Below are 25,281 nucleotides of genomic sequence, written 5' to 3'. Positions count from 1 at the left end.
CACCCTCAGGGTGGGTGGATACTCACTCACGCGTCAAGCGTGGCTGGAGGATGCATGGAACAGAGGCCGACCCGCGTACGGATCGTCGACGCCGCGCGCGACCTCATGCGGACGGCGGGGCTCGCCCGCACCACGACCAAGGAGATCGCCAAGGCGGCCGGCTGCTCGGAGGCGGCGCTCTACAAGTACTTCGCGAGCAAGGAAGAGCTCTTCCTGACCGTCCTCGACGAACGGCTGCCCCGGCTCGGCGGGCTGCTCGGCGCCCTCGCCGCCGACCCCGGCAGCCGCACCGTCGAGGAGAACCTCACCGAGATCGCCCGGCAGGCCGCCCTCTTCTACGAGGAGAGCTTCCCGATGGCCGCCTCGCTCTACGCCGAGCCACAGCTCAAGGCCCGCCACGAGGAGGGCATGCGCCGGCTCGGCGCCGGCCCCCACAAGCCCGTCGAAGGGCTCACCGCCTACCTCCGCACCGAGCAGCGCCTCGGCCGCGTCGCCGCCGACGCCGACCCGGGGGCGGCCGCCGCGCTCCTCCTCGGCGCCTGCGTCCAGCGGGCGTTCGCGTACGAGATGACCGAGGACGGCCCCGGACCGCTCGACGACTTCGCCCGCTCGCTCGCACGCACGCTGATGCGCGGGATCGGCTGACGGACCCGAGGGATCAGTCGGCGATCCAGTCGTCGATCCCCGCGAGGAGCTTCGCCCGTACGCCCTCCGGGGCAGCCGAGCCCCGCACCGACTGACGGGCCAGCTCCGCCAGCTCCGCGTCCGTGAACCCGTGGTACCGGCGGGCGATCTCGTACTGCGCCGCGAGCCGCGAACCGAAGAGCAGCGGGTCGTCGGCGCCCAGCGCCATGGGGACGCCCGCCTCGAAGAGCGTCCGCAGCGGCACGTCCTCGTGCCTCTCGTACACGCCGAGTGCCACGTTCGACGCGGGGCAGACCTCGCAGGTCACCCCGCGCTCCGCGAGCTTCCGCAGCAGGCGGGCGTCCTCCGCCGCCCGGACCCCGTGGCCGACGCGAGAGGCCCGCAGATCGTCCAGGCAGTCCCGTACGGAGGCGGGGCCCGTCAGCTCCCCGCCGTGCGGGGCCGCGAGCAGACCGCCGTCGCGGGCGATCGAGAACGCCCGGTCGAAGTCGCGCGCCAGGCCCCGCCGCTCGTCGTTGGAGAGCCCGAAGCCGACCACGCCCCGGTCCGCGTACCGCACGGCGAGCCGGGCGAGCGTCCGCGCCTCCAGGGGGTGCTTCATCCGGTTCGCGGCGACGAGCACCCGCATCCCGAGCCCGGTCTCCCGGGAGGCCGTGTCGACCGCGTCCAGGATGATCTCCATGGCCGCGATGAGCCCGCCGAGCAGCGGGGCGTACGAGGTGGGGTCGACCTGGATCTCCAGCCACCCGGAGCCGTCCCTGACGTCCTCCTCGGCGGCCTCGCGGACGAGCCGCCGGATGTCGTCGGGCTCGCGCAGGCAGGAGCGCGCGATGTCGTACAGGCGCTGGAAGCGGAACCAGCCGCGCTCGTCGGTCGCCCGTAGCTTCGGGGGCGTACCGCTGCTCAGCGCCTCGGGAAGATGGACGCCGTACTTGTCGGCCAGCTCGATGAGCGTCGTGGGCCGCATCGAACCGGTGAAGTGCAGGTGCAGATGGGCCTTGGGCAGCAGGGTGATGTCGCGTGAAACGTGCTCCATTGGCCGATACTGCCGCACCCGAATGGACGACGGCACCCCGTTTCCCCGATCGGGACCTTGCTAGAACGCAAAAACGGGCCCCCGCTCCGAAGAGCGGGGGCCCACCTAGTGACGTTGCCGGCTGATCAGGCGGTGGCCTCGGCCAGCAGCTTCTGCATCCGGGACACGCCCTCGACCAGGTCCTCGTCGCCGAGCGCGTACGACAGGCGCAGGTAGCCGGGCGTGCCGAAGGCCTCGCCGGGGACGACCGCGACCTCGGCCTCGTCGAGGATCAGGGCCGCGAGCTCGACCGAGGTCTCGGGGCGCTTGCCGCGGATCTCCTTGCCGAGCAGACCCTTCACCGAGGGGTACACGTAGAACGCGCCCTCCGGGGTCGGGCAGTAGACGCCCTCGATCTCGTTGAGCATCCGCACGATCGTCTGGCGGCGCCGGTCGAAGGCGCGACCCATCTCCTCGACGGCGTCCAGGTTGCCGGACACGGCGGCCAGCGCGGCCACCTGCGCCACGTTGCTCACGTTCGACGTGGCGTGCGACTGGAGGTTCGTCGCGGCCTTCACGACGTCCTTCGGACCGATGATCCAGCCCACGCGCCAGCCCGTCATCGCGTATGTCTTGGCGACACCGTTGACGACGATGCACTTGTCGCGCAGCTCCGGCATGACGGCCGGCAGGGAAACCGCCGAGGCGCCGCCGTAGACCAGGTGCTCGTAGATCTCGTCCGTCAGGACCCACAGACCGTGCTCGACGGCCCAGCGGCCGATCGCCTCGGTCTCGGCCTCGGAGTACACCGCGCCGGTCGGGTTGGACGGCGAGACGAAGAGGACGACCTTGGTCCTCTCCGTGCGCGCGGCCTCCAGCTGCTCCACCGAGACCCGGTAGCCGGTGGTCTCGTCGGCCACGACCTCCACCGGGACGCCGCCCGCGAGACGGATCGACTCGGGGTACGTCGTCCAGTAAGGAGCCGGGACGATGACCTCGTCGCCCGGGTCGAGGATCGCGGCGAAGGCCTCGTAGATCGCCTGCTTGCCGCCGTTGGTCACGAGGACCTGGGAGGCGTCGACCTCGTAGCCCGAGTCGCGCAGCGTCTTGGCGGCGATCGCGGCCTTCAGCTCGGGCAGACCGCCGGCCGGCGTGTAGCGGTGGAACTTCGGGTTCCTGCAAGCCTCGACGGCCGCCTCGACGATGTAGTCGGGGGTCGGGAAGTCGGGCTCACCGGCGCCGAAGCCGATCACCGGGCGTCCGGCGGCCTTGAGGGCCTTGGCCTTGGCGTCGACGGCGAGGGTGGCGGACTCGGAGATCGCACCGATGCGGGCGGAGACCCGACGCTCGGTGGGAGGGGTAGCAGCGCTCATACGGCCCATCGTCCCAGACCGGGTCAGGGCCCGGCACACAGGTTTCACGGACCGGACAGGAACGGTCATTCCCGGTCGTACGCCCGTCCGAGGGCAGGTCGGCGTGGTTTCTGTTCGACGCGGACCCCCATCACCACGTATGCTCACTGCTCGTTGGCCCGCACCGACCACATCTCACGATGCGGTAGGTTGAGGGACACCAACAAAGGGTCGTAGCTCAATTGGTAGAGCACCGGTCTCCAAAACCGGCGGTTGGGGGTTCAAGTCCCTCCGGCCCTGCTACACACACCGCCAGGTGTTGTGCGCATGTACGTACTTCATTGCACCGCCGTGCGGCTCCATCCCGGGCGCGGCACGGCCGACCCGGAATCAGGTGAGAGATCGTGACGGACGCCGTAGGCTCCATCGACATGCCTGATGCCGACGACGAGGCCTCTGAGTCCAAGAAGAAGGCCCGCAAGGGCGGCAAGCGCGGCAAGAAGGGCCCTCTGGGTCGTCTCGCGCTCTTCTACCGCCAGATCGTGGCGGAACTCCGCAAGGTCGTCTGGCCCACTCGCAGCCAGCTGACGTCGTACACCACTGTGGTGATTATCTTCGTCGTCATCATGATCGGCCTTGTCACCGTGATTGACTATGGCTTCCAGGAAGCAGTCAAGTACGTCTTCGGCTGACTTTTTGTTCCACCCCATCTGTATCGCAGGAAGAAGCAGCCACCGTGTCTGACGCGAACCTGAACGACGCCTTCGAGTCCGAGTCCGTCGAGGACGAGCTGGACATCGTCGAGGCCGCCGACGAGGACCAGGCCGACGCTGCTGACGACGCTGCCGGCGACGCCGCCGAGGACGCCGCTCTCCACGTCGAGGACGAGGACGAGGCGGAAGCCGACGAGACCGAGGACTCCGACGAGGAGTCGGAGGACGACGAGGACTCCGAGGACGAAGAGTCCGACGACGAGGAGTCCGTCGAGGTCGAGGCCGCCGAGGACGAGACCGAGGAGGAGGCCGAGCCGGCCGCCCCGGTCGACCCGGTCGCCGCGCTCCGCGAGGAGCTCCGTACCCTCCCCGGCGAGTGGTACGTCATCCACACCTACGCCGGCTACGAGAAGCGCGTGAAGGCCAACCTCGAGCAGCGTGCCGTCTCGCTCAACGTCGAGGACTTCATCTACCAGGCCGAGGTCCCCGAGGAAGAGATCGTCCAGATCAAGGGCGGCGAGCGGAAGAACGTCAAGCAGAACAAGCTTCCCGGCTACGTTCTCGTCCGCATGGACCTGACGAACGAGTCCTGGGGCGTCGTCCGCAACACCCCCGGCGTCACCGGCTTCGTGGGCAACGCCTACGACCCGTACCCGCTGACCCTGGACGAGATCGTCAAGATGCTCGCCCCGGAGGCCGAGGAGAAGGCCGCCCGCGAGGCCGCAGAGGCCGAGGGCAAGCCCGCTCCCGCCCGCAAGCTGGAGGTCCAGGTTCTGGACTTCGAGGTCGGCGACTCGGTCACGGTCACGGACGGTCCCTTCGCGACCCTCCAGGCCACGATCAACGAGATCAACCCGGACTCGAAGAAGGTCAAGGGCCTCGTCGAGATCTTCGGTCGCGAGACCCCGGTCGAGCTGAGCTTCGACCAGATCCAGAAGAACTGATCTCACCGTCTTCCGACCAGGTCAGAGTGGCTCTCAACAGCCGCTCTGACCTGCTCGGTTTTTAGCCGCGCGTCTATACCCGTTATCGTTGTGCGGTATGCCTGCATCCGGATGACCGGAAGGCGGGCTGAACACTCTCACTAGGACCCGGAGAGAGCAATGCCTCCCAAGAAGAAGAAGGTCACGGGGCTTATCAAGCTCCAGATCAACGCCGGTGCGGCGAACCCGGCCCCGCCGGTCGGCCCCGCGCTCGGTCAGCACGGCGTCAACATCATGGAGTTCTGCAAGGCCTACAACGCCGCGACCGAGTCGCAGCGTGGCATGGTCGTGCCGGTGGAGATCACGGTCTACGAGGACCGCACCTTCACCTTCATCACCAAGACTCCGCCGGCCGCGAAGCTGATCCTCAAGGCCGCTGGTGTGGACAAGGGCTCCGGCGAGCCGCACAAGACCAAGGTCGCGAAGCTCACGGCCGCTCAGGTCCGCGAGATCGCCACGGTCAAGCTGCCCGACCTGAACGCCAATGACCTGGACGCCGCGTCCAAGATCATCGCCGGTACCGCCCGTTCCATGGGCATCACCGTCGAGGGCTGATCAACCCCTTGTGACCTAGTGGTAGGGCCCGCGCCGGCCCGCACCACGACTCCATACCTGAACCAACAGGAGAAGAAGTGAAGCGCAGCAAGGCTCTCCGCGCCGCGGACGCCAAGATCGACCGGGAGCGGAACTACGCCCCCCTCGAGGCCGTCCGTCTGGCGAAGGACACCGCCGCCACCAAGTTCGACGGCACCGTCGAGGTCGCCTTCCGCCTGGGCGTCGACCCGCGCAAGGCCGACCAGATGGTCCGCGGCACCGTGAACCTCCCGCACGGCACCGGCAAGACCGCCCGGGTCCTGGTCTTCGCGACCGGTGACCGTGCCGAGGCCGCGATTGCCGCCGGCGCCGACATCGTCGGTTCCGACGAGCTCATCGACGAGATCTCCAAGGGCAACCGCCTGAACGAGTTCGACGCCGTTGTGGCCACCCCGGACCTCATGGGCAAGGTCGGCCGCCTCGGCCGCGTCCTCGGCCCGCGTGGTCTCATGCCGAACCCCAAGGTCGGCACCGTCACCCCCGATGTCGCGAAGGCTGTCAACGACATCAAGGGCGGCAAGATCGAGTTCCGCGTCGACAAGCACTCGAACCTGCACTTCATCATCGGCAAGGTCTCCTTCGACGAGACGAAGCTGGTCGAGAACTACGCCGCGGCCCTGGACGAGATCCTTCGTCTGAAGCCGTCCGCCGCCAAGGGCCGCTACATCAAGAAGGCGACCCTGACGACGACGATGGGCCCCGGCATCCCGCTGGACTCCAACCGCACCCGTAACCTCCTCGTCGAGGAGGACCCGGCCGCGGTCTGAACCTCACCGGTTCACTGAGTGGTCGACAGGCCCTCGCCTCTCCCCGGAGAGGCGAGGGCCTGTTCTTTGTTACGGTTCAAGGAACAGTAAAGGCTTACCAAGGGGTGGGGAACGCTCATGAACATGTCCGCATGGAAGCGCGCGGGCGTCGCCCTGACGGCCACGGCCGTCGCCGTGGGTGTCGCGGGATGTCAGGACGGCGGGGACGCCAAGGCGGGCGCCGAGGTGCAGAGCCGCGGGGACGTCACGAAGGTCATCCAGGCCGCGTACGAGAAGACGTCGGCCGCCAAGGCCGCCAAGGTCAAGATGACGATGAGCATGACCGGCGCCGGCGCGGACTCGGGCACCGCCGAGCTGACCGGCGTCCAGGGCTGGGACCCCGCGGTCATGGACATCACCATGAAGGGCTCCATGCTGAGCGCGGCCGGCGCCGGCGCCGGCGGCGACGCCCCCGAGCAGGTCCGCATGATCATGCTCGACAACGTCATGTACATGGACATGGGTGCGAAGCAGGCCGCCGAGATGGACGGCAAGCGCTGGATGAAGCTGGACCTGACGGCCGCCGCGGAGGCCTCCGGCGACAAGGCCCTCCAGAAGCAGATGACCGGCGGCCTGGAGAGCATGAACCAGGACCCGGCCCAGCAGCTCGCCCTGCTCCTCGACTCGCCGAACCTCAAGCACGTCGGCGCCGAGAAGATCAACGGCATGGAGACGCAGCACTACAAGGGGACGCTCACGGTCGAGCAGATGCTCAAGGCCGGCGACTCCTCGAAGCTGCTCCCCAAGGAGGACTACGACAAGCTCCTCGCCAACGTGAAGAAGATGGGCATGAAGGGGTACGACACAGAGGTCTGGGTCAACGGGGACGGCTACCCCGCGCGTATGGACATCGGCATGACCATGGCCGAGGGCTCGATGCAGATGCGGGCCGACTACAGCGACTACGGCACCCAGGCCGCCGTCCAGGCCCCGCCGGCCCAGGACACCCTGGACCTCTTCCAGATGCTGAAGGAGCTCGGCGAGGGCCTCAAGCAGGGCTGATTTGCCCGAACCGCCCCCCGTCACGTACGCTTCCACAGAAGCCAAAGACCGCTGGTCGTTGCCGCTCCCACTCGGGTTCGGTGGCCGAAGGATTCGCTGAGATGCGAACGACCCGCGCAGGTGACTGTGGATGAGTTCCCGGATCTTCGTGATGCGGTCGAGCCAAGCCCCGTGCGCCTGCGCCGGGGCGTTTTGTTTTGTTCAGCCCCTTCCGCGCGGTCCCATCACCCGGAAGGAGGCCGACGCTCATGGCAAGGCCCGACAAGGCTGCCGCGGTAGCCGAGCTCAAGGACAAGTTCCAGAGCTCGAACGCCGTCGTGCTGACCGAGTACCGGGGTCTCACCGTCGCGCAGCTCAAGACGCTGCGTCGTTCGCTCGGTGAGAACGCCCAGTACGCCGTGGTGAAGAACACGCTGACCAAGATTGCGGCCAACGAGGCCGGGATCACCTCGCTCGACGACCAGTTCACCGGTCCGACGGGCGCCGCCTTCATCACCGGTGACCCGGTGGAGTCGGCGAAGGGTCTTCGTGACTTCGCCAAGGAGAACCCGAACCTCATCATCAAGGGCGGTGTCCTTGACGGTAAGGCGCTGACCGCCGATGAGATCAAGAAGCTTGCGGACCTCGAGTCCCGCGAGGTTCTGCTCAGCAAGCTGGCCGGCGCGTTCAAGGGCAAGCAGTCTCAGGCTGCCTCGCTCTTCCAGGCGCTGCCGTCGAAGTTCGTCCGCACCGCGGAGGCGCTTCGCGTCAAGCTCGCCGAGCAGGGCGGTGCCGAGTAATTCGGCTCGCGCATTGATCCGCGCCGCCTAGCGCGCGGATCGCAGCGGGCCGTTACGCCCGCCTCTTCATACATCCGGCACCTGCCGAATTAGTGGAAGGATCGCCCATCATGGCGAAGCTCTCTCAGGACGACCTCCTCGCCCAGTTCGAGGAGATGACCCTCATCGAGCTCTCCGAGTTCGTTAAGGCCTTCGAGGACAAGTTCGACGTCACCGCCGCCGCGGCCGTCGCCGTTGCCGGCCCGGGCGCCCCGGCCGCCGGTGCCGAGGCTGTCGAGGAGCAGGACGAGTTCGACGTCATCCTCGAGGGTGCCGGCGACAAGAAGATCCAGGTCATCAAGGTCGTGCGTGAGCTCACCTCCCTGGGCCTCAAGGAGGCCAAGGACCTCGTCGACGGCACCCCGAAGGCCGTCCTCGAGAAGGTCGCGAAGGACGTTGCCGAGAAGGCCGCCGAGTCCCTCAAGGCCGCCGGCGCCTCCGTCACGGTCAAGTAAGACCGTTTCGAGTCGCTGTAGCTGACTCCTGCCCCCGTGTAACGCGGGAGCACCGAAAGGCGATCACCCTTGTGGGTGGTCGCCTTTCGGCGTTCCCCGGGAAGGGCGTGGCGGGGGCCCCTGAGGCCGCCGGAGGCGGAGTATGGTGATCTTCGCCGTGCGCCCCGCAGACCGGGGGGCCTTGACGAACCGCACGCAGCGCGCAATTCTCAGGACGCGTCGTCACAACGATCCGTATCCGAGGCATGGATCGACGACTGAACGGGCAGTATCGAGGTGCGCCGCACGGCGCGAGGTACCGCGGAGTTGAGAGCAACGAGGGTCGCGAATTATTCGCCCTGGACATCAGTGAGCCAAGTGGCTACACTGACCCTTTGCGCTGCCTGTTAGCTGCCCCCTGCCCGTCACCCGGGGCATACCTTCGCATCCGCTTCGTGGACCGACCCCGTCTGAACTGGCCTTTTGGTCATCTCAGGAAAAGTCTGCCGCAAAGCATTGCTGGGGACCGGTACGCGCGTAGTGAGTCCGAGCCCTCGGAAGGACCCCCTCTTGGCCGCCTCGCGCAACGCCTCGACCAATACGAACAACGGCGCAAGCACCGCCCCGCTGCGCATCTCCTTTGCAAAGATCAAGGAGCCCCTCGAGGTTCCGAACCTCCTCGCGCTGCAGACCGAGAGCTTTGACTGGCTGCTCGGTAACGCCGCCTGGAAGGCTCGCGTCGAGGCTGCCCTTGAGTCGGGACAGGACGTCCCCACGAAGTCCGGCCTGGAAGAGATCTTCGAGGAGATCTCGCCGATCGAGGACTTCTCCGGGTCGATGTCGCTGACCTTCCGCGACCACCGCTTCGAGCCGCCGAAGAACTCGATCGACGAGTGCAAGGACCGTGACTTCACGTACGGTGCCCCGCTCTTCGTCACCGCCGAGTTCACCAACAACGAGACCGGCGAGATCAAGTCTCAGACGGTCTTCATGGGCGACTTCCCGCTCATGACCAACAAGGGCACCTTCGTCATCAACGGCACCGAGCGTGTCGTGGTGTCGCAGCTGGTCCGATCGCCGGGTGTCTACTTCGACTCCTCGATCGACAAGACGTCCGACAAGGACATCTTCTCCGCCAAGATCATCCCGTCCCGGGGTGCCTGGCTGGAGATGGAGATCGACAAGCGCGACCTGGTCGGTGTCCGCATCGACCGCAAGCGCAAGCAGTCGGTCACCGTTCTGCTGAAGGCTCTCGGCTGGACCACCGAGCAGATCCTGCAGGAGTTCGGCGAGTACGAGTCCATGCGCGCCACCCTGGAGAAGGACCACACCCAGGGCCAGGACGACGCGCTGCTCGACATCTACCGCAAGCTGCGTCCGGGCGAGCCGCCGACCCGTGAGGCCGCTCAGACGCTGCTCGAGAACCTCTACTTCAACCCGAAGCGCTACGACCTCGCGAAGGTCGGCCGCTACAAGGTGAACAAGAAGCTCGGCGCCGACGAGCCGCTGGACGCCGGCGTGCTCACCACCGACGACGTCATCGCCACGATCAAGTACCTGGTCAAGCTCCACGCGGGCGAGACCGAGACGATCGGCGAGAACGGCAACGAGATCGTCGTCGAGACCGACGACATCGACCACTTCGGCAACCGTCGTCTGCGTAACGTCGGCGAGCTCATCCAGAACCAGGTCCGCACGGGTCTGGCTCGTATGGAGCGCGTCGTGCGTGAGCGCATGACGACCCAGGACGTCGAGGCGATCACGCCGCAGACCCTGATCAACATTCGCCCTGTCGTGGCGTCGATCAAGGAATTCTTCGGCACCTCGCAGCTGTCGCAGTTCATGGACCAGAACAACCCGCTGTCGGGTCTGACGCACAAGCGTCGTCTCTCGGCGCTGGGCCCTGGTGGTCTGTCCCGTGAGCGGGCCGGCTTCGAGGTCCGAGACGTGCACCCGTCCCACTACGGACGCATGTGCCCGATCGAGACCCCGGAAGGCCCGAACATCGGTCTGATCGGTTCGCTCGCCTCGTACGGCCGCGTCAACGCGTTCGGCTTCATCGAGACGCCGTACCGCAAGGTCATCGACGGTCAGGTCACCGACGAGGTCGACTACGTCACCGCCGACGAGGAGGACCGCTTCGTCATCGCGCAGGCCAACGCCGCGCTCAACGACGACATGCGGCTCACCGAGAACCGCGTCCTGGTGCGTAAGCGTGGCGGTGAGGTCGACTACGTCCTGCCGTCCGAGGTGGACTACATGGACGTCTCGCCGCGCCAGATGGTGTCGGTCGCGACGGCCATGATCCCGTTCCTCGAGCACGACGACGCCAACCGTGCCCTCATGGGCGCGAACATGATGCGTCAGGCGGTGCCGCTGATCAAGTCGGAGGCCCCGCTCGTCGGCACCGGCATGGAGTACCGCTGTGCCACCGACGCCGGCGACGTGCTCAAGGCCGAGAAGGACGGTGTCGTCCAGGAGCTGTCGGCCGACTACGTCACGGTCGCCAACGACGACGGCACGTACATCACGTACCGCCTGCACAAGTTCTCGCGCTCGAACCAGGGCACCTCGGTCAACCAGAAGGTTGTCGTCGACGAGGGCGACCGCGTCATCGAGGGCCAGGTCCTCGCCGACGGTCCCGCCACCGAAGACGGCGAGATGGCGCTCGGCAAGAACCTGCTCGTGGCGTTCATGCCGTGGGAGGGTCACAACTACGAGGACGCGATCATCCTGTCGCAGCGCCTCGTGCAGGACGACGTCCTCTCCTCGATCCACATCGAGGAGCACGAGGTCGACGCCCGTGACACCAAGCTCGGCCCGGAGGAGATCACCCGGGACATCCCGAACGTCTCCGAGGAGGTCCTCGCCGACCTCGACGAGCGCGGCATCATCCGTATCGGTGCCGAGGTCGTCGCCGGCGACATCCTCGTCGGCAAGGTCACGCCCAAGGGTGAGACCGAGCTGACGCCGGAGGAGCGCCTGCTCCGCGCGATCTTCGGTGAGAAGGCCCGTGAGGTCCGTGACACCTCGCTGAAGGTGCCGCACGGCGAGATCGGCAAGATCATCGGCGTCCGCGTCTTCGACCGCGAGGAGGGCGACGAGCTTCCCCCGGGCGTGAACCAGCTGGTCCGCGTCTACGTCGCCCAGAAGCGCAAGATCACCGACGGTGACAAGCTCGCCGGCCGTCACGGCAACAAGGGTGTCATCTCCAAGATCCTTCCGATCGAGGACATGCCCTTCCTTGAGGACGGCACGCCGGTCGACATCATCCTCAACCCGCTGGGTGTCCCGTCCCGAATGAACCCGGGACAGGTCCTGGAGATCCACCTCGGCTGGCTCGCCAGCCGCGGCTGGGACGTCTCCGGCCTCGCGGACGAGTGGGCGCAGCGCCTCCAGGCGATCGGCGCCGACCAGGTCGCCCCGGGCACCAACGTCGCCACCCCCGTCTTCGACGGTGCGCGTGAGGACGAGCTCGCGGGTCTGCTGAACCACACCATCCCGAACCGCGACGGCGAGCGCATGGTGCTCCCGACCGGTAAGGCGAGGCTGTTCGACGGCCGCTCCGGCGAGCCGTTCCCGGAGCCGATCTCGGTCGGCTACATGTACATCCTCAAGCTGCACCACCTGGTCGACGACAAGCTCCACGCGCGTTCGACCGGCCCGTACTCGATGATCACCCAGCAGCCGCTGGGTGGTAAGGCCCAGTTCGGTGGCCAGCGCTTCGGTGAGATGGAGGTGTGGGCGCTTGAGGCTTATGGCGCCGCGTACGCCCTCCAGGAGCTGCTGACGATCAAGTCCGACGACGTGACCGGCCGCGTGAAGGTCTACGAGGCCATCGTCAAGGGCGAGAACATCCCTGAGCCCGGCATCCCCGAGTCCTTCAAGGTGCTCATCAAGGAGATGCAGTCCCTGTGCCTCAACGTGGAGGTGCTCTCTTCGGACGGCATGTCCATCGAGATGCGCGACACCGACGAGGACGTCTTCCGCGCAGCGGAGGAGCTCGGTATCGACCTGTCCCGGCGCGAGCCGAGCAGCGTCGAAGAGGTCTGACGGGAGTCCGGACCGGGGGTTCAGCGATGAACCCCCGGCCGGCCCCAGGACCCCCGTTCCAGACCCCAAGACTTACAACCCTGAGAGGGATTGACGCATAGTGCTCGACGTCAACTTCTTCGACGAGCTCCGGATCGGTCTGGCTACCGCTGACGACATCCGTCAGTGGAGCCACGGCGAGGTCAAGAAGCCGGAGACCATCAACTACCGCACGCTCAAGCCCGAGAAGGACGGACTCTTCTGCGAGAAGATCTTCGGTCCGACCCGGGACTGGGAGTGCTACTGCGGCAAGTACAAGCGTGTCCGCTTCAAGGGCATCATCTGTGAGCGGTGTGGCGTCGAGGTCACCCGCGCCAAGGTGCGTCGTGAGCGGATGGGCCACATCGAGCTCGCCGCTCCCGTCACCCACATCTGGTACTTCAAGGGCGTTCCGTCGCGCCTCGGATACCTGCTCGACCTCGCCCCGAAGGACCTCGAGAAGGTCATCTACTTCGCGGCGTACATGATCACGTTCGTCGACGACGAGCGTCGTACGCGTGACCTGCCCTCCCTCGAGGCGCACGTCTCCGTCGAGCGTCAGCAGATCGAGAACCGTCGCGACTCCGACCTGGAGGCCCGCGCCAAGAAGCTCGAGAACGACCTCGGCGAGCTCGAGGCCGAGGGTGCGAAGGCCGACGTGCGCCGCAAGGTGCGCGAGGGTGCCGAGCGCGAGATGAAGCAGCTGCGCGACCGTGCGCAGCGCGAGATCGACCGTCTGGACGAGGTCTGGTCGCGCTTCAAGAACCTCAAGGTCCAGGACCTGGAGGGCGACGAGCTCCTCTACCGCGAGCTGCGTGACCGCTTCGGCACGTACTTCGACGGTTCGATGGGTGCCGCCGCTCTGCAGAAGCGCCTCGAGTCGTTCGACCTCGAGGAGGAGGCCGAGCGCCTCCGCGAGATCATCCGTACCGGCAAGGGCCAGAAGAAGACCCGTGCGCTCAAGCGCCTCAAGGTCGTCTCCGCGTTCCTGCAGACCGCGAACAGCCCCAAGGGCATGGTTCTCGACTGCGTGCCGGTGATCCCGCCGGACCTGCGTCCGATGGTGCAGCTGGACGGTGGCCGCTTCGCGACCTCCGACCTGAACGACCTGTACCGCCGTGTGATCAACCGCAACAACCGTCTGAAGCGTCTGCTCGACCTCGGTGCCCCCGAGATCATCGTGAACAACGAGAAGCGGATGCTCCAGGAGGCGGTCGACGCCCTCTTCGACAACGGCCGTCGTGGTCGCCCGGTCACGGGCCCCGGCAACCGTCCGCTGAAGTCCCTCAGCGACATGCTGAAGGGCAAGCAGGGTCGTTTCCGTCAGAACCTGCTCGGCAAGCGTGTGGACTACTCCGCGCGTTCCGTCATCGTCGTCGGTCCGCAGCTGAAGCTGCACCAGTGCGGTCTGCCGAAGGCCATGGCGCTGGAGCTCTTCAAGCCGTTCGTGATGAAGCGTCTGGTCGACCTGAACCACGCGCAGAACATCAAGAGCGCCAAGCGGATGGTCGAGCGCGGCCGCACGGTCGTGTACGACGTCCTCGAAGAGGTCATCGCCGAGCACCCGGTTCTGCTGAACCGTGCGCCCACGCTGCACCGCCTCGGCATCCAGGCCTTCGAGCCCCAGCTGGTCGAGGGCAAGGCCATCCAGATCCACCCGCTCGTCTGCACCGCGTTCAACGCGGACTTCGACGGTGACCAGATGGCCGTGCACCTGCCGCTCTCCGCGGAGGCGCAGGCCGAGGCCCGCATCCTGATGCTGTCCTCGAACAACATCCTGAAGCCGGCCGACGGCCGTCCGGTCACGATGCCGACCCAGGACATGGTCCTCGGTCTGTTCTTCCTGACCACCGACGGCGAGCTCCGTGACACCAAGGGCGAGGGCCGCGCGTTCGGCTCCACGGCCGAGGCGATCATGGCGTTCGACGCCGGCGAGCTGGCGCTGCAGTCCGAGATCGACATCCGCTTCCCCGTCGGCACCGTCGCTCCCCGCGGCTGGGTTCCCCCGGTCACGGAGGACGGCGAGGACAGTGTCGCCGCCGGTGAGTGGCAGCAGGGTGACTCGTTCCGTCTGCGGACGACCCTGGGTCGCGCGCTCTTCAACGAGCTGCTTCCCGAGGACTACCCGTTCGTCGACTACTCCGTCGGCAAGAAGCAGCTCTCCGAGATCGTCAACGACCTCGCCGAGCGCTACCCCAAGGTCATCGTGGCGGCGACGCTCGACAACCTGAAGGCGGCGGGCTTCTACTGGGCGACCCGTTCCGGTGTCACCGTGGCCATCTCCGACGTCGTCGTTCCCGAGGCGAAGAAGGAGATCGTCAAGGGCTACGAGGCGCAGGACGAGAAGGTCCAGAAGCAGTACGAGCGCGGCCTGATCACCAAGGAAGAGCGCACGCAGGAGCTCATCGCGATCTGGACCAAGGCGACCAACGAGGTTGCCGAGGCGATGAACGCGAACTTCCCCAAGACGAACCCCATCTTCATGATGGTTGACTCGGGTGCCCGAGGAAACATGATGCAGATGCGTCAGATCGCCGGTATGCGTGGTCTGGTGTCGAACGCCAAGAACGAGACGATCCCGCGTCCCATCAAGGCGTCGTTCCGTGAGGGCCTCACCGTCCTCGAGTACTTCATCTCGACGCACGGTGCCCGTAAGGGTCTCGCCGACACCGCCCTGCGTACCGCCGACTCGGGTTACCTGACCCGTCGTCTGGTGGACGTCTCGCAGGACGTCATCATCCGCGAGGAGGACTGTGGCACCGAGCGCGGTCTGAAGCTGCGGATCGCGGCCAAGGACGAGACCGGTGTCCTGCGGAAGACGGACGACGTCGAGACCTCCGTGTACGCGCGGATGCTCGCCGAGGACGTCGTCGTCGACGGCAAGGTCATCGCGCCGGCCAACGTCGACCTGGGTGACGTGCTCATCGACGCCCTCGTCAACGCGGGCGTGGAGGAGGTCAAGACCCGTTCGGTCCTGACCTGTGAGTCCGCCGTCGGTACGTGTGCGTTCTGCTACGGCCGTTCGCTCGCCACCGGCAAGCTGGTCGACATCGGTGAGGCGGTCGGCATCATCGCCGCCCAGTCCATCGGTGAGCCCGGTACCCAGCTGACGATGCGTACCTTCCACACCGGTGGTGTGGCCGGTGACGACATCACCCAGGGTCTGCCCCGTGTCGTCGAGCTCTTCGAGGCTCGTCAGCCCAAGGGTGTCGCCCCGATCTCGGAGGCGGCCGGCCGCATCCGTATCGAGGAGACCGAGAAGACCAAGAAGATCGTCGTCACCCCGGACGACGGCACCGACGAGACGGCGTTCCCGATCTCGAAGCGTGCCCGTCTGCTCGTGGGCGAGGGCGACCACGTCGAGGTGGGCCAGAAGCTCACCGTGGGTGCCACCAACCCGCACGACGTGCTGCGCATCCTCGGTCAGCGTGCGGTCCAGATCCACCTGGTCGCCGAGGTCCAGAAGGTCTACAACTCGCAGGGCGTGTCGATCCACGACAAGCACATCGAGATCATCATCCGGCAGATGCTGCGCCGCGTGACGATCATCGAGTCCGGCGACGCGGAGCTGCTGCCGGGCGAGCTCGTCGAGCGCTCGAAGTTCGAGACCGAGAACCGTCGTGTGGTCACCGAGGGCGGTCACCCCGCCTCCGGCCGTCCGCAGCTGATGGGTATCACCAAGGCCTCGCTCGCCACCGAGTCGTGGCTGTCGGCGGCGTCCTTCCAGGAGACGACCCGGGTTCTGACCGACGCGGCGATCAACGCCAAGTCGGACTCCCTGGTCGGCCTCAAGGAGAACGTCATCATCGGTAAGCTCATCCCGGCCGGTACGGGCCTCGCCCGCTACCGCAACATCCGGGTGGAGCCGACCGAGGAGGCCAAGGCCGCGATGTACTCGGCCGTCGGCTACGACGACATCGACTACTCGCCGTTCGGCTCGGGCTCCGGCCAGGCCGTTCCGCTGGAGGACTACGACTACGGTCCGTACAACCAGTAAGTAGTGCGAACCGAAGGGCGGTCACCCCGATTGCGGGGTGGCCGCCCTTCGGCATTCACAAGAGGGGTCAGCGGGGCTTCGTCACCTGGCGGCCAGTTCCCAGACCGCGACGAGCACGCCGGCGCTCGCGGTGAGCGCGGCGATGCTGGCCAGCGGCCAGCGGGCACGCTCCAGGGCGTCGAGCCGGGCCTCGTGGTCGGCCAGCTGTTTGTCGGTCTGGTCGCTGCGCTGGACGAGCAGCGCGAGCGAGCCGTCGACGCGGGCGAAGCCGGCCTCCAGGGTGCCGCGGAGGCGTTCCAGTTCGAGGGCGACGGCGACGGGGTCGTTCGGATCAGACTCGGTCATCGGCACCTCCCGGGGAGCTGCGCAGCCAGGACGGCAGCAGGGTCTGCACCGCGTCGAGGGCCATCACCCGGGCCAGTCCGCCGGCGACGGCCAGCGCCCCGGCGACCCAGGGGAGGGTCGCGGGGACGCCGGACGCGTCGACGATCGCGGGGAGCACGACGGCGATGCCGACGGCGGACTGGAGGACGGTGCGGGCCGTGCGCTTGGCGGCATCGGACATCGGGGGTCTCCTCTCCGGTACGGGGCTACTTCGTGTACGGGACCTTCAGCGCGTTCCAGGAGGCGGCGCCGGGGACGCCGTCGGCGTCGGAGCCGCGGAAGCCGAGCTTGTGCTGCCACTTGGCGTAGCTGCGGCGGTCGGCCTCGCTCCAGCGGGGGCCGGGGCCGACGCCGTACGCGGAACAGCCCTCGGCGACGAGGCGGCGGCCCATCGCCGTGATGATCGGGGAGCTCGTCTCCTTGCGGAAGAACGAGGTGCCCGGGAAGGGCTGGAGGCGGGGCGGGGCGGGCTTGCCGGAGGCGGGGGTGTTCTTGACGGGGGCCTTGTTGAGGCGGGCCTGGACGCGGTCGCGCATCGTCGGCATGCCGAAGCCCTTGGGGTCGCTCTTCCAGTCGGACCACTCCAGGTGGCCGATGACGGACCTGGCGCCCCAGTCGTGGGCGCGGCAGAGGGCGGCGGAGACCCGCTCGATCGCGTCGAGCTGGGCGGCCGGCCAGGGGTCGGTGCCGTTGCCGAGGTTGATGCACTCGAAGCCGTAGAAGCGGGAGTTCCCGTCGACGGCGTTCGGGGTGCCCTGGTGCGCGCGGGGGGCCGGGGGGCGGTCCCCGTACGTCTCGCTGATCACGGCCTGGAGGACGGACGGGTCGCCGCCGCCGGCGTGGTTGGCGCGGCCGTTGGCGACGAGGTGGACGGTGCCGTCCTTGGCGATGACGCCGTGGCAGAGCGGTCCGGGCAGGCCTTCGTAGCCGTTGAAGCAGAGCTCGACGGAGGAGGCGGTGCCGGTGGAGACGGTGTGGTGGATCATCACGCCGGTGACGGGGCCCCAGGCACCGGTGTGATTGCGGTTGTGGGTGCGCCAGCCGGGGTGTTCGACGACGGTGACGCCTTCGGCGCGGAGCGCGGCGAGGAGCCGGTCCGCGGAGAGGGGAGTGGCCATCTGGTGTCCTCCGGACATGAAGAAGGCCCGCACTCGGGCGGGCGTACGTACGGGTGGGGCGGGGGCCGTGGCTACGCGGCCGGGGCTACGGGGCCGGGGTGGGCTCCGGGTCCTTGGACGGCTCGGCGGCGGGCTCCGGGGCCGGTTCCGAGGCGGCGTCCGAGGCGGGTTCCGGGGTCGGCTCCTTGGAGGGCTGCTCCGGGGTCGGCTCCGGTTCCGGGGTGGGGGTCGGTTCCGGCGTCGGGTCCGGCTCCGGGGTGGGCGTCGGGTCCGGGGCCGGGGGTGCCCAGGTGGCGCAGAGTGCGGCGTAGGCCGTCCGGCGCGTCTCGAAGTCGGTGAGCGCGGCGGCGACGGCGTCGCGTACGGCCTCCTGGTTCGGGACGACCGGCAGGCCGCCCTGCGCGTTGAGGATGACGAGCCCGCTGCCGCGCAGCGAGGAGCCGGCCGCGCCGGCCTCGCCGAGCTGGGCGGTGACGTAGACCTGCGGGTACTCGCCGGTCATCGGGTCGACCTCCAGCGGGCCGCCCATCGTGGTGTCGTGGATGCGGACGTCGACGGTGTGGCCGCCGTCGGTGACGGTGGCGCGGCCGGCGTAGTCGATGGCCACGCCCCAGGGCTGGGCCGGGTCGATGATCATGCGGGTTCCTCTCCGTGGTGGGCGGGGTGGCTCAACTCTGGGTGCCGTACATGAGCATCGGCTTGGCGTAGACGGTGCCGGTGCCGACGACCCGGGCCTGGATCTCGATCTTGGCGGTGGTGCCGAAGCGGGTCGTCATGTCGCTGACGAGCGTGTCGGTGACGTCGAAGAGACTGCCCGCGGCGACGGTCCCGCCGAACTGGGTGGCGCTGTCGACGACGACCTTCACCTCGCCGGTCGCGCCCGTTCCCGTCACCCGGGTCTCCATCTGCAGGCGCATCCGCGGCTGCCAGACCGGGTTGTAGGAACGGGCGATCGTCGTCCACGCCGTGGAGGTGGTCTGCGGCCACCGCGTGTAGGTGACGTCCTGCGGCGGCAGCATCGCGAGCCAGGGTCGGGCGAGCCCGCCGGCGGAGATGTCGTCCGAGAAGATCTCGTGGAGGTACGAGTCGTAGAGCCGCAGCACCTGCTTGGTGGTGTCGCTGCCGCTGCCGTTGTAGAGCGCGATGGCCAGCTCGCCGGTCTGGCGGCGCATCGCCAGCCCGTACTCGCTCTTCTCCGGGTCCTCGTCCCACTTGCCGACCTGGAGGACGGAGGTCCCGTTCGGCAGCTTGACGTTGAGGGCGCCGTCGGTGACCTCGTTCATGGCGGGCCGGGTGTTGACCGCGGTCGACAGCGCCTGGATCCGGCGCTCCATCTGGGTGAGCCGGTCGATGATGTCCTCGGGCAGCTGGGGCATCAGGCCTCCTCAAGGTAGAGCTCGGCGGTGTCGGGGCGGCCGCGCTCCGGCGGCCTGACCTTGACGCCGATGATGCGGTAGCGGGCGTCGAGGCCGGGGGTGTGCCACTCGTCGGTGATCCGGATCCGGGCGGTGCGGCCGAGCAGCGCCGGCGGCACCACCCCGCCGAGCCGGATGGTGATCTCGGGGATCACGACGGCGCCGGCGGCCTGGGCGAGCTCGGCGGTGGCCATCTTCTCCAGGGTGGCCTGGGAGGTGATCTCGTTGTGGTCCGACGACAGGTCGATCCGCGGCCAGCCGCCCTTGATCAGCGGGGATTCCTTCTCTCCCGAGAACAGCGGCCGGGACTCGGCGGCGGCGTTCGAGTTGATCGACGCGCCGCGTGCCATGGCGGTGGTGCCGCCGCGGGTCGCGTCACGCGGGAAGGAGTACGACAGGATCGTGCCGGGCCGGTCGAAGACCAGGTCGGTGGCGCCGGTACGGATCTTGGGGGCGCCGAGCCGGAGCTGCCGGATCCGCCGCCCGTCGACCGGATCCCGGTAGACCATGATCTGGTGCTCGAAGCCGTCGTCGAGGGAGGCGAGCTGTTCGAGCGCCTCCGAGTAGAGGATCTCGTCGCCCTTGCGCCAGCTCGCGGTCCGCTTGACCGGGGAGACCTCCTCCCCGGCTTCGACGCGGATCTTGCCGCCGACGGCCTTCTGGAGCTCGTCCCAGAGCTTGCGGGCGATCTCCAGCTGGTCGGTGGGCGTCGTGATGTCGATCTTCGTGCGGATACGGCGGCGCGCGGCGTACGAGTCGAAGGTCGCGGCCTGGATGGACAGGGTCAGCACCCCGCGCTCGCTGCTCTGCAGCGTGCTGGTCCAGATGATGCCGCCCCACCACAGGTCGCCGCCGCGCTCCAGGTAGACCGCGGTGCGGCCCTCCTGGACCTGGCGGACGCGCGCGGCGATCGCCCGGTCGGGGATGGGGATGGTGCCGGAGAGGGAGCCGGCCTTGCCGATGTAGTCGTCGAACTGGACGTCCCGCAGGGGCAGGATGTCGATGGTCTGGTCGGTCAGCAGGTCGCAGAAGATCGCCCGGTAAGGGGTGTCGAGTGCCATCGTGTTCCTCCCTTACTGGACGTAGGTGGCGGAGACGTTGAGTCCCGAGGTGTTGCCTATGACGCCGTTGGCGCTCCAGTCGCGCAGAGTGACCTGCCCGTTGCTGAAGCTGTAGATCGTGGCGGTGCCGGAACCGATGCTGTTGGAGGCCACGGCGTCGATCGTCGTGGCCGGGGACCAGCCCGCCGGCAGGGTGGCGAGGGGGAAGTCGGCGATGCCGCCGCTGGCGCTGGCGGTGATGTCCGTACCGGCGCGGATGACGCTGAGGCGGAGCATGACGACGCCGTTGCGGGTGCGGCGTGCCCAGAACGACGACAGACTCCAGCCGGTCAGCGCGGTGGCGCCGGTGGTGATGGTCTCGTGGTCGTGCGGCGGGTGGTAGTTCGCCCAGACGCTGCCGTTCCAGCGCTGGAGTACGCCGTTCGCCTCGCGGAACTGTCCGACGTAACTACCCGCGGCCAGCGTCCCGTTGGCGGCGATGCCGCCGACCTCCTTGGGGTACGCGATCCAGCCGGTGCCGTCCCAGCGCTGGAGGAAGTGCGAGTTGTCGTTGTCCTGGTACTGGCCCGGGTAGGCGCCGGCCACGGCCGCGTTGTTGTAGACGGGCAGGATGCCGCCGACGCTCGCCGTCGTGACGCGCAGGTCGGTGACGATGCCGGTCCCCGACCAGAGGATGCCGTTGGAGCCGGCGGAGGTGCCGGCCACCACCTTGACGCTGAACAGGGGCAGGGAGACCGGGGGCGCCGCCGGGGCCGCGGGGACGGCCGACGGGGTGCCCTTGACGATCTCGATGGCGGCCTTGCTCTGCTGCGAGCTGTCGTACTGGTCGTCGTACACGCGCAGGACGACGAGGTCGATCCGGTCGTTCAGCGGGTCGCCGTCGGCGAAGGTGATGACGGTGTCCTGGTCGAGCGTGACGGAGTAGGGGCCCTGGACGGCGGGGCCCTGGACGACCGCCCGGCCGGCGTAGACGGTGGCGGTCATCGGGCCGCTGCCGCTCATCCACAGGCCACCGACGCGGTACTTGCCGTCGTTGGTGCCGGGCAGGATGCCGGAGCGGGCGGTGAGCGGAGTGGCCGGCGTGGTGGCACCGACGGCGATGTGGCGGGTGGCCTGGCGGGTCTGTCCTGTGGGGGCGAGCCACCCGGTGTGCAAGGTCATGGGTTCTCCCGGAGAGGTCGTGGCGGGCGGCGGTTACGGAAGCGGGTCGACCTTGATGAACGTGTTGTCGAAACCACCCTTGAGAGCCGTGGAGTTGGTGACCATCTTGAAGAAGGCCGTGAGGGAGTACGTCGCGCCCGCGGTCAGGTTCGACAGCCGGCGCGTGGTGGCCACCGAGATCAGGTGCGGGCTGGCGGCGACCGTCGCGTACTCGTCGTCGAGGTCGCCCACGACCGTGGCTCCCTGGGTGAGCTTGAGTGCCATGAACGCGTAGTGGTCGGCACTGTGCGACTTCATGCGGGCGCCGAAGCTGACCGCGACGGACCTCGACGGCGGGGCGACGAAGTTGAGCGTGAGCGGGTTCGTGGCGCGTCCCGCGAGTGTCGAGGTCCATGTGAGCGACGTGGTGTCGCCGTAGTCGCTGTTGTCGACGAAGTACGGCCCGGGCACCGCCGGCGCCCACGCCGCGCCGTTCCAGCGCTGGAGCTGGCCGCCCGTGGTGTCCCGGTACTGGCCCGTGTAGCTGCCCGTGGTGGCGGTGCCGGCCGGGGCGATGCCGCCCATCGGCACCCAGGCGTTGCCGTCCCAGCGCTGGAGCGTGCCGCCGGCGTCCCGGTACTGGCCCGTGTAGCTGGCGGTGGTGACCATGCCGGCCGGGGCGATGCCGCCGAGCGCGGACGGGTACGGGACCCAGGCGCTGCCGTCCCAGCGCTGGAGGGCGCCGCCCGAGTCCTGGTACTGGCCCGGGTAGGCGCCCGGGAAGACCGGGCCCTCGACGGGGAGGATGCCGCCGAGGCCGACGACCGGGGTGCGCAGGTCCTTGAGGGCGGTGGCCCACGGGATGCCGCCGTTGCCCGCGCTGACGGTGGCCGGGACGGTCACCTCGTACAGCGCGAGGCAGCGCGGCGGGACGGCCGGGGTCTGCGGGGCCTGGGCGGGGACGCCCTTGATGATCTCGACCTTCGCCTCGTTGCGGTTCGAGGAGTCGTAGAGGTTGTCGTAGATCCGGACGACGATCAGGTCGATGCGGCCGTACTGGGCGTCGCCCGGATCGAAGGTGACGACCACGGAGCTCGGCAGGGTCACCGGGTAGACGCCCTGGGAGATCTCGCCCTGGACCACGGCCCGGCCCTCGGAGACGAGCGCCGTCATGGCGGATTCGCCCTTCGTCCAGAAGCCGGACAGCCGGTACTCGCCGGTGTACGAGCCCGGCAGGACGCCGGAACGGACCTGGACGGGGTTGGTCAGCGTCGTCACGCCGGTCTGGGTGAGGCGGGTGTCCTCACGGGTCTGGCCGGTCTCGGCGACCCAGCTGCTGCGCAGGTTCATGGGGATTCTCCGTTCGAGGAGTCGAGGGACGGTTCGGCGTGCGGGGGAGTCAGGACCTGATCCATTCGGCGGCGAGGGTGCAGGCGTAGCCCGAGCCGCCGAGGGTCTTGATCGCCGCGGTGTGGTTGTGGAAGCCGGAGAGCTGGAGGGTCTCGCCGGCGACGAGTCGGATCAGGCCGCTGCCGCCCACGGATATGGCGCCGTTGCCGGCGGGGGTGAGCCAGGTCAGTCGGCCCTGTCCGACGCCGGCGACCGAGACGCGGGCGCCGCGCATGCCGGTCTGGGATTCGTTGGCCCAGGTGGCGTGTGCGGAGACCCGCCACCAGCCGGTGCGCGGCACGGTATAGGTGTTGTTCGTGGTCCAGGCAGTGGCGTCGTCGACCTCGACGGTGGGCAGGTTGAGCACGGTCCAGGTGTTGGGGGCGACGCTCTGCGCCTGGGCGGCCAGCCACTGCGTGGCGCCGAACAGCACGGTCGAGGCGCCTTCGACGTACTGCCAGGAGGCGCCGTTCCAGCGCTGCAGTCCGCCGCCGTTGTCCCGGTACTGGCCGGTGTAGGCGCCGTTGGTCGTGGTGCTCGGGGCGATGCCGCCGATGGGCTTGGGGTACGAGACCCAGGTCGTGCCGTCCCAGCGCTGGAGGAGTCCGGCGGTGTCGCGGTACTGGCCGACGTACGCGCCCTTGAAGCCGCTGGCGGGCAGGATGCCGCCGAGGGCCACGACCGGCCAGTGCAGGGTGGTGACCGCCGAGGTCGTCCACTGGATGCCGCCGGCGCCGGCGGAGATGCCCTTCGGTACGAGGACGGTGTAGAGCGGGATCGTGCTGCCCGGTCCGCTCGCCGGGGCGGTGGGGGAGGCGGCGGGGGCGCCCTTGACCAGGCGTACCACCGCCTCCGTGGCGCCGGTGCGGTCGTAGGCGTCGTCGACGACGGCCAGCTCGATCAGGTCGATCCGGTCGTACATCGGGTCGCCGTCGGCGATGGTGAGGATCTCCGGGGAGGTGACGGCGACGAGGTAGGCGCCCTGGGCGGTGTCCTTGCCCTGGACGATCGCGCGTCCGGTGCCGATGGTGCACTGCATGGGCGAGCTGCCGGTGAGGACGAATCCGCCCGGCACGATGCCCGCTCGCGAGCGCAGCGGGGTCTCCTCGGCGCTCTGGCCACTGGGGGTGAGCAGGGCGGCGAGGGCGAGCCGGGTGTCCTCGCGGGTCTGGCCGGTGGTCTGGAGCCAAGCGGCGCGTACGGTCATGGGTCACCTCTCCGTGACGGTCGGGGCGGCGGGATCAGGGGTGGGGGCGGGGGCGTTCAGAGGTGGCGGGTCACCATTCGGCGCTGCGCCAGCGGACCGTCATCGTGGCGTCCGGGGTGGCCGAGTCCGGCCGGAAGGACAGCTCGGTACGGCCCGGTTCGAGCGCGAACAGCTCCTCCGGGTTGGAGTCGGCCATCGCGGTGTGCCGGCGGGACGCGGAGTTGTTGAGCATGACCGTGCCCGCGCCGGTGTCGACGACGAGTTCGTCGCCGGCGGCCAGGTCGATCGCGTACCGGAGCCGGCGGCGCGTGGTCCGCTCGGTGACGGTGGGGACGGAGCACGGGCCGCGGAAGACGATCACCGGGTGGCAGGGGGCGGAACCGGTGTTCTCGGCGACGGCGTCACCGGTGCTCTTGGCCTCGCCCCAGGTGAGCGGCCAGGTGAGGGGCCATTCGAGACCTCGCTCGGGCTGCGGGGGCGTCGTGCTGACCATCTGCTCGGTGACGCCGTACCGGCGCGGGTCGGACGCCAGCCACTGGACGGACATGCGCGAGCTGCCCTGGGTGGCGAAGCCCTGGTCGGCGGGGACGACGCGCTGGGCGATCCGGGCGCGGACGGCGAGCAGTTCGCCGTGCAGCCGGACCGTGAGCCAGCGCTCCTCGTCGAGGAGGGCGAGCGCCTGGCGCAGCGCGCGGACGGCCTCGGCGGCCTGGTTGAACTCCGGGATCAGCACGATCGTGCCGCCGACCTTGCGCGGCTTGGCGAACCGGGAGCCCGGCCAGGCTCCGTGGGAGGTCGGCCGGTCGGCGTCGGAGGAGTCGTACTCGGGCAGGTCTTCCCAGCCGGACAGACCGGACTTGTCGACGTTGAACGGCGTGCCGGGTCCGATGAGAAGCCCGGCCCACTGGATCTGTCCGTCCTGGGTGATCAGTGAGCCGGGCGCGAGGTCGGCGGTGTAGGTGTTTCCGGCGTATGCGGTGGTGGTCTCGGCCATGGGGGCCGTCACCTCACTTCTGATGGGAGGTCGGCGGGGTGTGTCAGGGGCGGGCGGTCGCTCAGGGGCGTGCCTTTGCTCGGGGCAGGCCTGCGCTCGGTGGCGCGTGCGCGGGCCTTCGCTCGGTGGCGCGTGGCCGTCCG

Annotated in this window: 22 protein-coding genes and 1 tRNA gene; 11 read left to right on the top strand and 12 right to left on the bottom strand. The window is 68.7% G+C overall.

Features of this window, described 5'->3' with window-relative positions:
• Positions 1–54 precede the first annotated feature (54 nt).
• Positions 55–645, top strand: coding sequence for a TetR/AcrR family transcriptional regulator (locus tag ACIBG6_RS21690; RefSeq protein WP_399224185.1), 591 nt, complete (start codon positions 55–57; stop codon positions 643–645).
• Between the two features lie 13 nt (positions 646–658).
• Here the strand turns inward: ACIBG6_RS21690 and ACIBG6_RS21685 are convergent, their stop codons facing one another.
• The gene (locus ACIBG6_RS21685; RefSeq protein WP_399224184.1) at positions 659–1,681 is read right to left on the bottom strand and encodes an adenosine deaminase; all 1,023 of its coding nucleotides are present in this window, start codon (positions 1,679–1,681) and stop codon (positions 659–661) included.
• 125 nt (positions 1,682–1,806) lie between these two features.
• A complete protein-coding gene (locus tag ACIBG6_RS21680) occupies positions 1,807–3,033 on the bottom strand; it encodes a pyridoxal phosphate-dependent aminotransferase (protein ID WP_399224183.1) in 1,227 nt (408 codons plus the stop codon).
• A 206-nt stretch (positions 3,034–3,239) separates the two neighbouring features.
• Between ACIBG6_RS21680 and ACIBG6_RS21675 the strand changes: the two genes are divergently transcribed.
• From ACIBG6_RS21675 to ACIBG6_RS21630, 10 genes are all read left to right on the top strand, one after another.
• Positions 3,240–3,312: transfer RNA gene (locus tag ACIBG6_RS21675), tRNA-Trp, on the top strand.
• Positions 3,313–3,416: 104 nt separating this feature from the next.
• A complete protein-coding gene (gene secE / locus ACIBG6_RS21670; protein WP_024755368.1) occupies positions 3,417–3,704 on the top strand; it encodes a preprotein translocase subunit SecE in 288 nt (95 codons plus the stop codon).
• A 44-nt stretch (positions 3,705–3,748) separates the two neighbouring features.
• The gene (gene nusG / locus ACIBG6_RS21665; RefSeq protein WP_399224182.1) at positions 3,749–4,669 is read left to right on the top strand and encodes a transcription termination/antitermination protein NusG; all 921 of its coding nucleotides are present in this window, start codon (positions 3,749–3,751) and stop codon (positions 4,667–4,669) included.
• 159 nt (positions 4,670–4,828) lie between these two features.
• Positions 4,829–5,263, top strand: coding sequence for a 50S ribosomal protein L11 (gene rplK, locus ACIBG6_RS21660; protein WP_015035536.1), 435 nt, complete (start codon positions 4,829–4,831; stop codon positions 5,261–5,263).
• A 77-nt stretch (positions 5,264–5,340) separates the two neighbouring features.
• A complete protein-coding gene (gene rplA / locus ACIBG6_RS21655) occupies positions 5,341–6,069 on the top strand; it encodes a 50S ribosomal protein L1 (protein WP_024755370.1) in 729 nt (242 codons plus the stop codon).
• A gap of 117 nt (positions 6,070–6,186) precedes the next feature.
• On the top strand, positions 6,187–7,110 hold the full coding sequence (locus tag ACIBG6_RS21650) for a hypothetical protein (protein WP_399224181.1): 924 nt from the start codon (positions 6,187–6,189) through the stop codon (positions 7,108–7,110).
• Positions 7,111–7,358: 248 nt separating this feature from the next.
• Positions 7,359–7,889 (top strand): 50S ribosomal protein L10, encoded by a 531-nt coding sequence (gene rplJ / locus ACIBG6_RS21645; protein ID WP_329621733.1) that lies wholly within the window; start codon positions 7,359–7,361, stop codon positions 7,887–7,889.
• Positions 7,890–7,999: 110 nt separating this feature from the next.
• Positions 8,000–8,383, top strand: coding sequence for a 50S ribosomal protein L7/L12 (rplL, locus tag ACIBG6_RS21640; protein WP_399224180.1), 384 nt, complete (start codon positions 8,000–8,002; stop codon positions 8,381–8,383).
• A gap of 549 nt (positions 8,384–8,932) precedes the next feature.
• Complete coding sequence (gene rpoB / locus ACIBG6_RS21635; RefSeq protein WP_329621731.1) at positions 8,933–12,415, top strand: DNA-directed RNA polymerase subunit beta; 3,483 nt, start codon at positions 8,933–8,935, stop codon at positions 12,413–12,415.
• Positions 12,416–12,515: 100 nt separating this feature from the next.
• The gene (locus ACIBG6_RS21630) at positions 12,516–16,430 is read left to right on the top strand and encodes a DNA-directed RNA polymerase subunit beta' (RefSeq protein WP_399224179.1); all 3,915 of its coding nucleotides are present in this window, start codon (positions 12,516–12,518) and stop codon (positions 16,428–16,430) included.
• Between the two features lie 81 nt (positions 16,431–16,511).
• On the opposite strand, the gene ACIBG6_RS21625 is transcribed toward ACIBG6_RS21630, so the two are convergent.
• From ACIBG6_RS21625 to ACIBG6_RS21580, 10 genes are all read right to left on the bottom strand, one after another.
• Entirely contained in the window at positions 16,512–16,775 is a 264-nt protein-coding gene (locus ACIBG6_RS21625) for a hypothetical protein (RefSeq protein WP_056651295.1), read from the bottom strand.
• Complete coding sequence (locus tag ACIBG6_RS21620; protein WP_384147964.1) at positions 16,762–16,995, bottom strand: hypothetical protein; 234 nt, start codon at positions 16,993–16,995, stop codon at positions 16,762–16,764. Before ACIBG6_RS21620 ends, ACIBG6_RS21625 begins: the two co-directional genes overlap by 14 nt.
• Positions 16,996–17,020: 25 nt before the next feature.
• Positions 17,021–17,932, bottom strand: a complete 912-nt coding sequence (locus ACIBG6_RS21615) for a peptidoglycan-binding protein (RefSeq protein WP_399224178.1) — start codon at positions 17,930–17,932, stop codon at positions 17,021–17,023.
• An 85-nt stretch (positions 17,933–18,017) separates the two neighbouring features.
• Positions 18,018–18,569, bottom strand: coding sequence for an ATP-binding protein (locus ACIBG6_RS21610; RefSeq protein WP_399224177.1), 552 nt, complete (start codon positions 18,567–18,569; stop codon positions 18,018–18,020).
• Between the two features lie 31 nt (positions 18,570–18,600).
• A complete protein-coding gene (locus ACIBG6_RS21605) occupies positions 18,601–19,308 on the bottom strand; it encodes a hypothetical protein (protein WP_399224176.1) in 708 nt (235 codons plus the stop codon).
• Positions 19,308–20,408: a hypothetical protein gene (locus ACIBG6_RS21600; protein ID WP_399224175.1), complete on the bottom strand. Its 1,101-nt coding sequence runs from the start codon at positions 20,406–20,408 to the stop codon at positions 19,308–19,310. Before ACIBG6_RS21600 ends, ACIBG6_RS21605 begins: the two co-directional genes overlap by 1 nt.
• Positions 20,409–20,420: 12 nt before the next feature.
• Positions 20,421–21,569, bottom strand: coding sequence for a hypothetical protein (locus ACIBG6_RS21595; RefSeq protein ID WP_399224174.1), 1,149 nt, complete (start codon positions 21,567–21,569; stop codon positions 20,421–20,423).
• Positions 21,570–21,602: 33 nt separating this feature from the next.
• Positions 21,603–22,898, bottom strand: coding sequence for a hypothetical protein (locus ACIBG6_RS21590; protein WP_399224173.1), 1,296 nt, complete (start codon positions 22,896–22,898; stop codon positions 21,603–21,605).
• 49 nt (positions 22,899–22,947) lie between these two features.
• Positions 22,948–24,144, bottom strand: a complete 1,197-nt coding sequence (locus ACIBG6_RS21585; RefSeq protein ID WP_399224172.1) for a hypothetical protein — start codon at positions 24,142–24,144, stop codon at positions 22,948–22,950.
• Positions 24,145–24,214: 70 nt separating this feature from the next.
• A complete protein-coding gene (locus ACIBG6_RS21580; RefSeq protein ID WP_399224171.1) occupies positions 24,215–25,138 on the bottom strand; it encodes a phage distal tail protein in 924 nt (307 codons plus the stop codon).
• Between the last annotated feature and the right edge of the window lie 143 nt (positions 25,139–25,281).

The sequence above is a fragment of the Streptomyces sp. NPDC050842 genome (assembly GCF_044456565.1).
Taxonomy (GTDB): domain Bacteria; phylum Actinomycetota; class Actinomycetes; order Streptomycetales; family Streptomycetaceae; genus Streptomyces.
The sequence above is the reverse complement of the archived record's forward strand: the minus strand, read 5'-3'. Positions and strand labels throughout refer to the sequence as shown.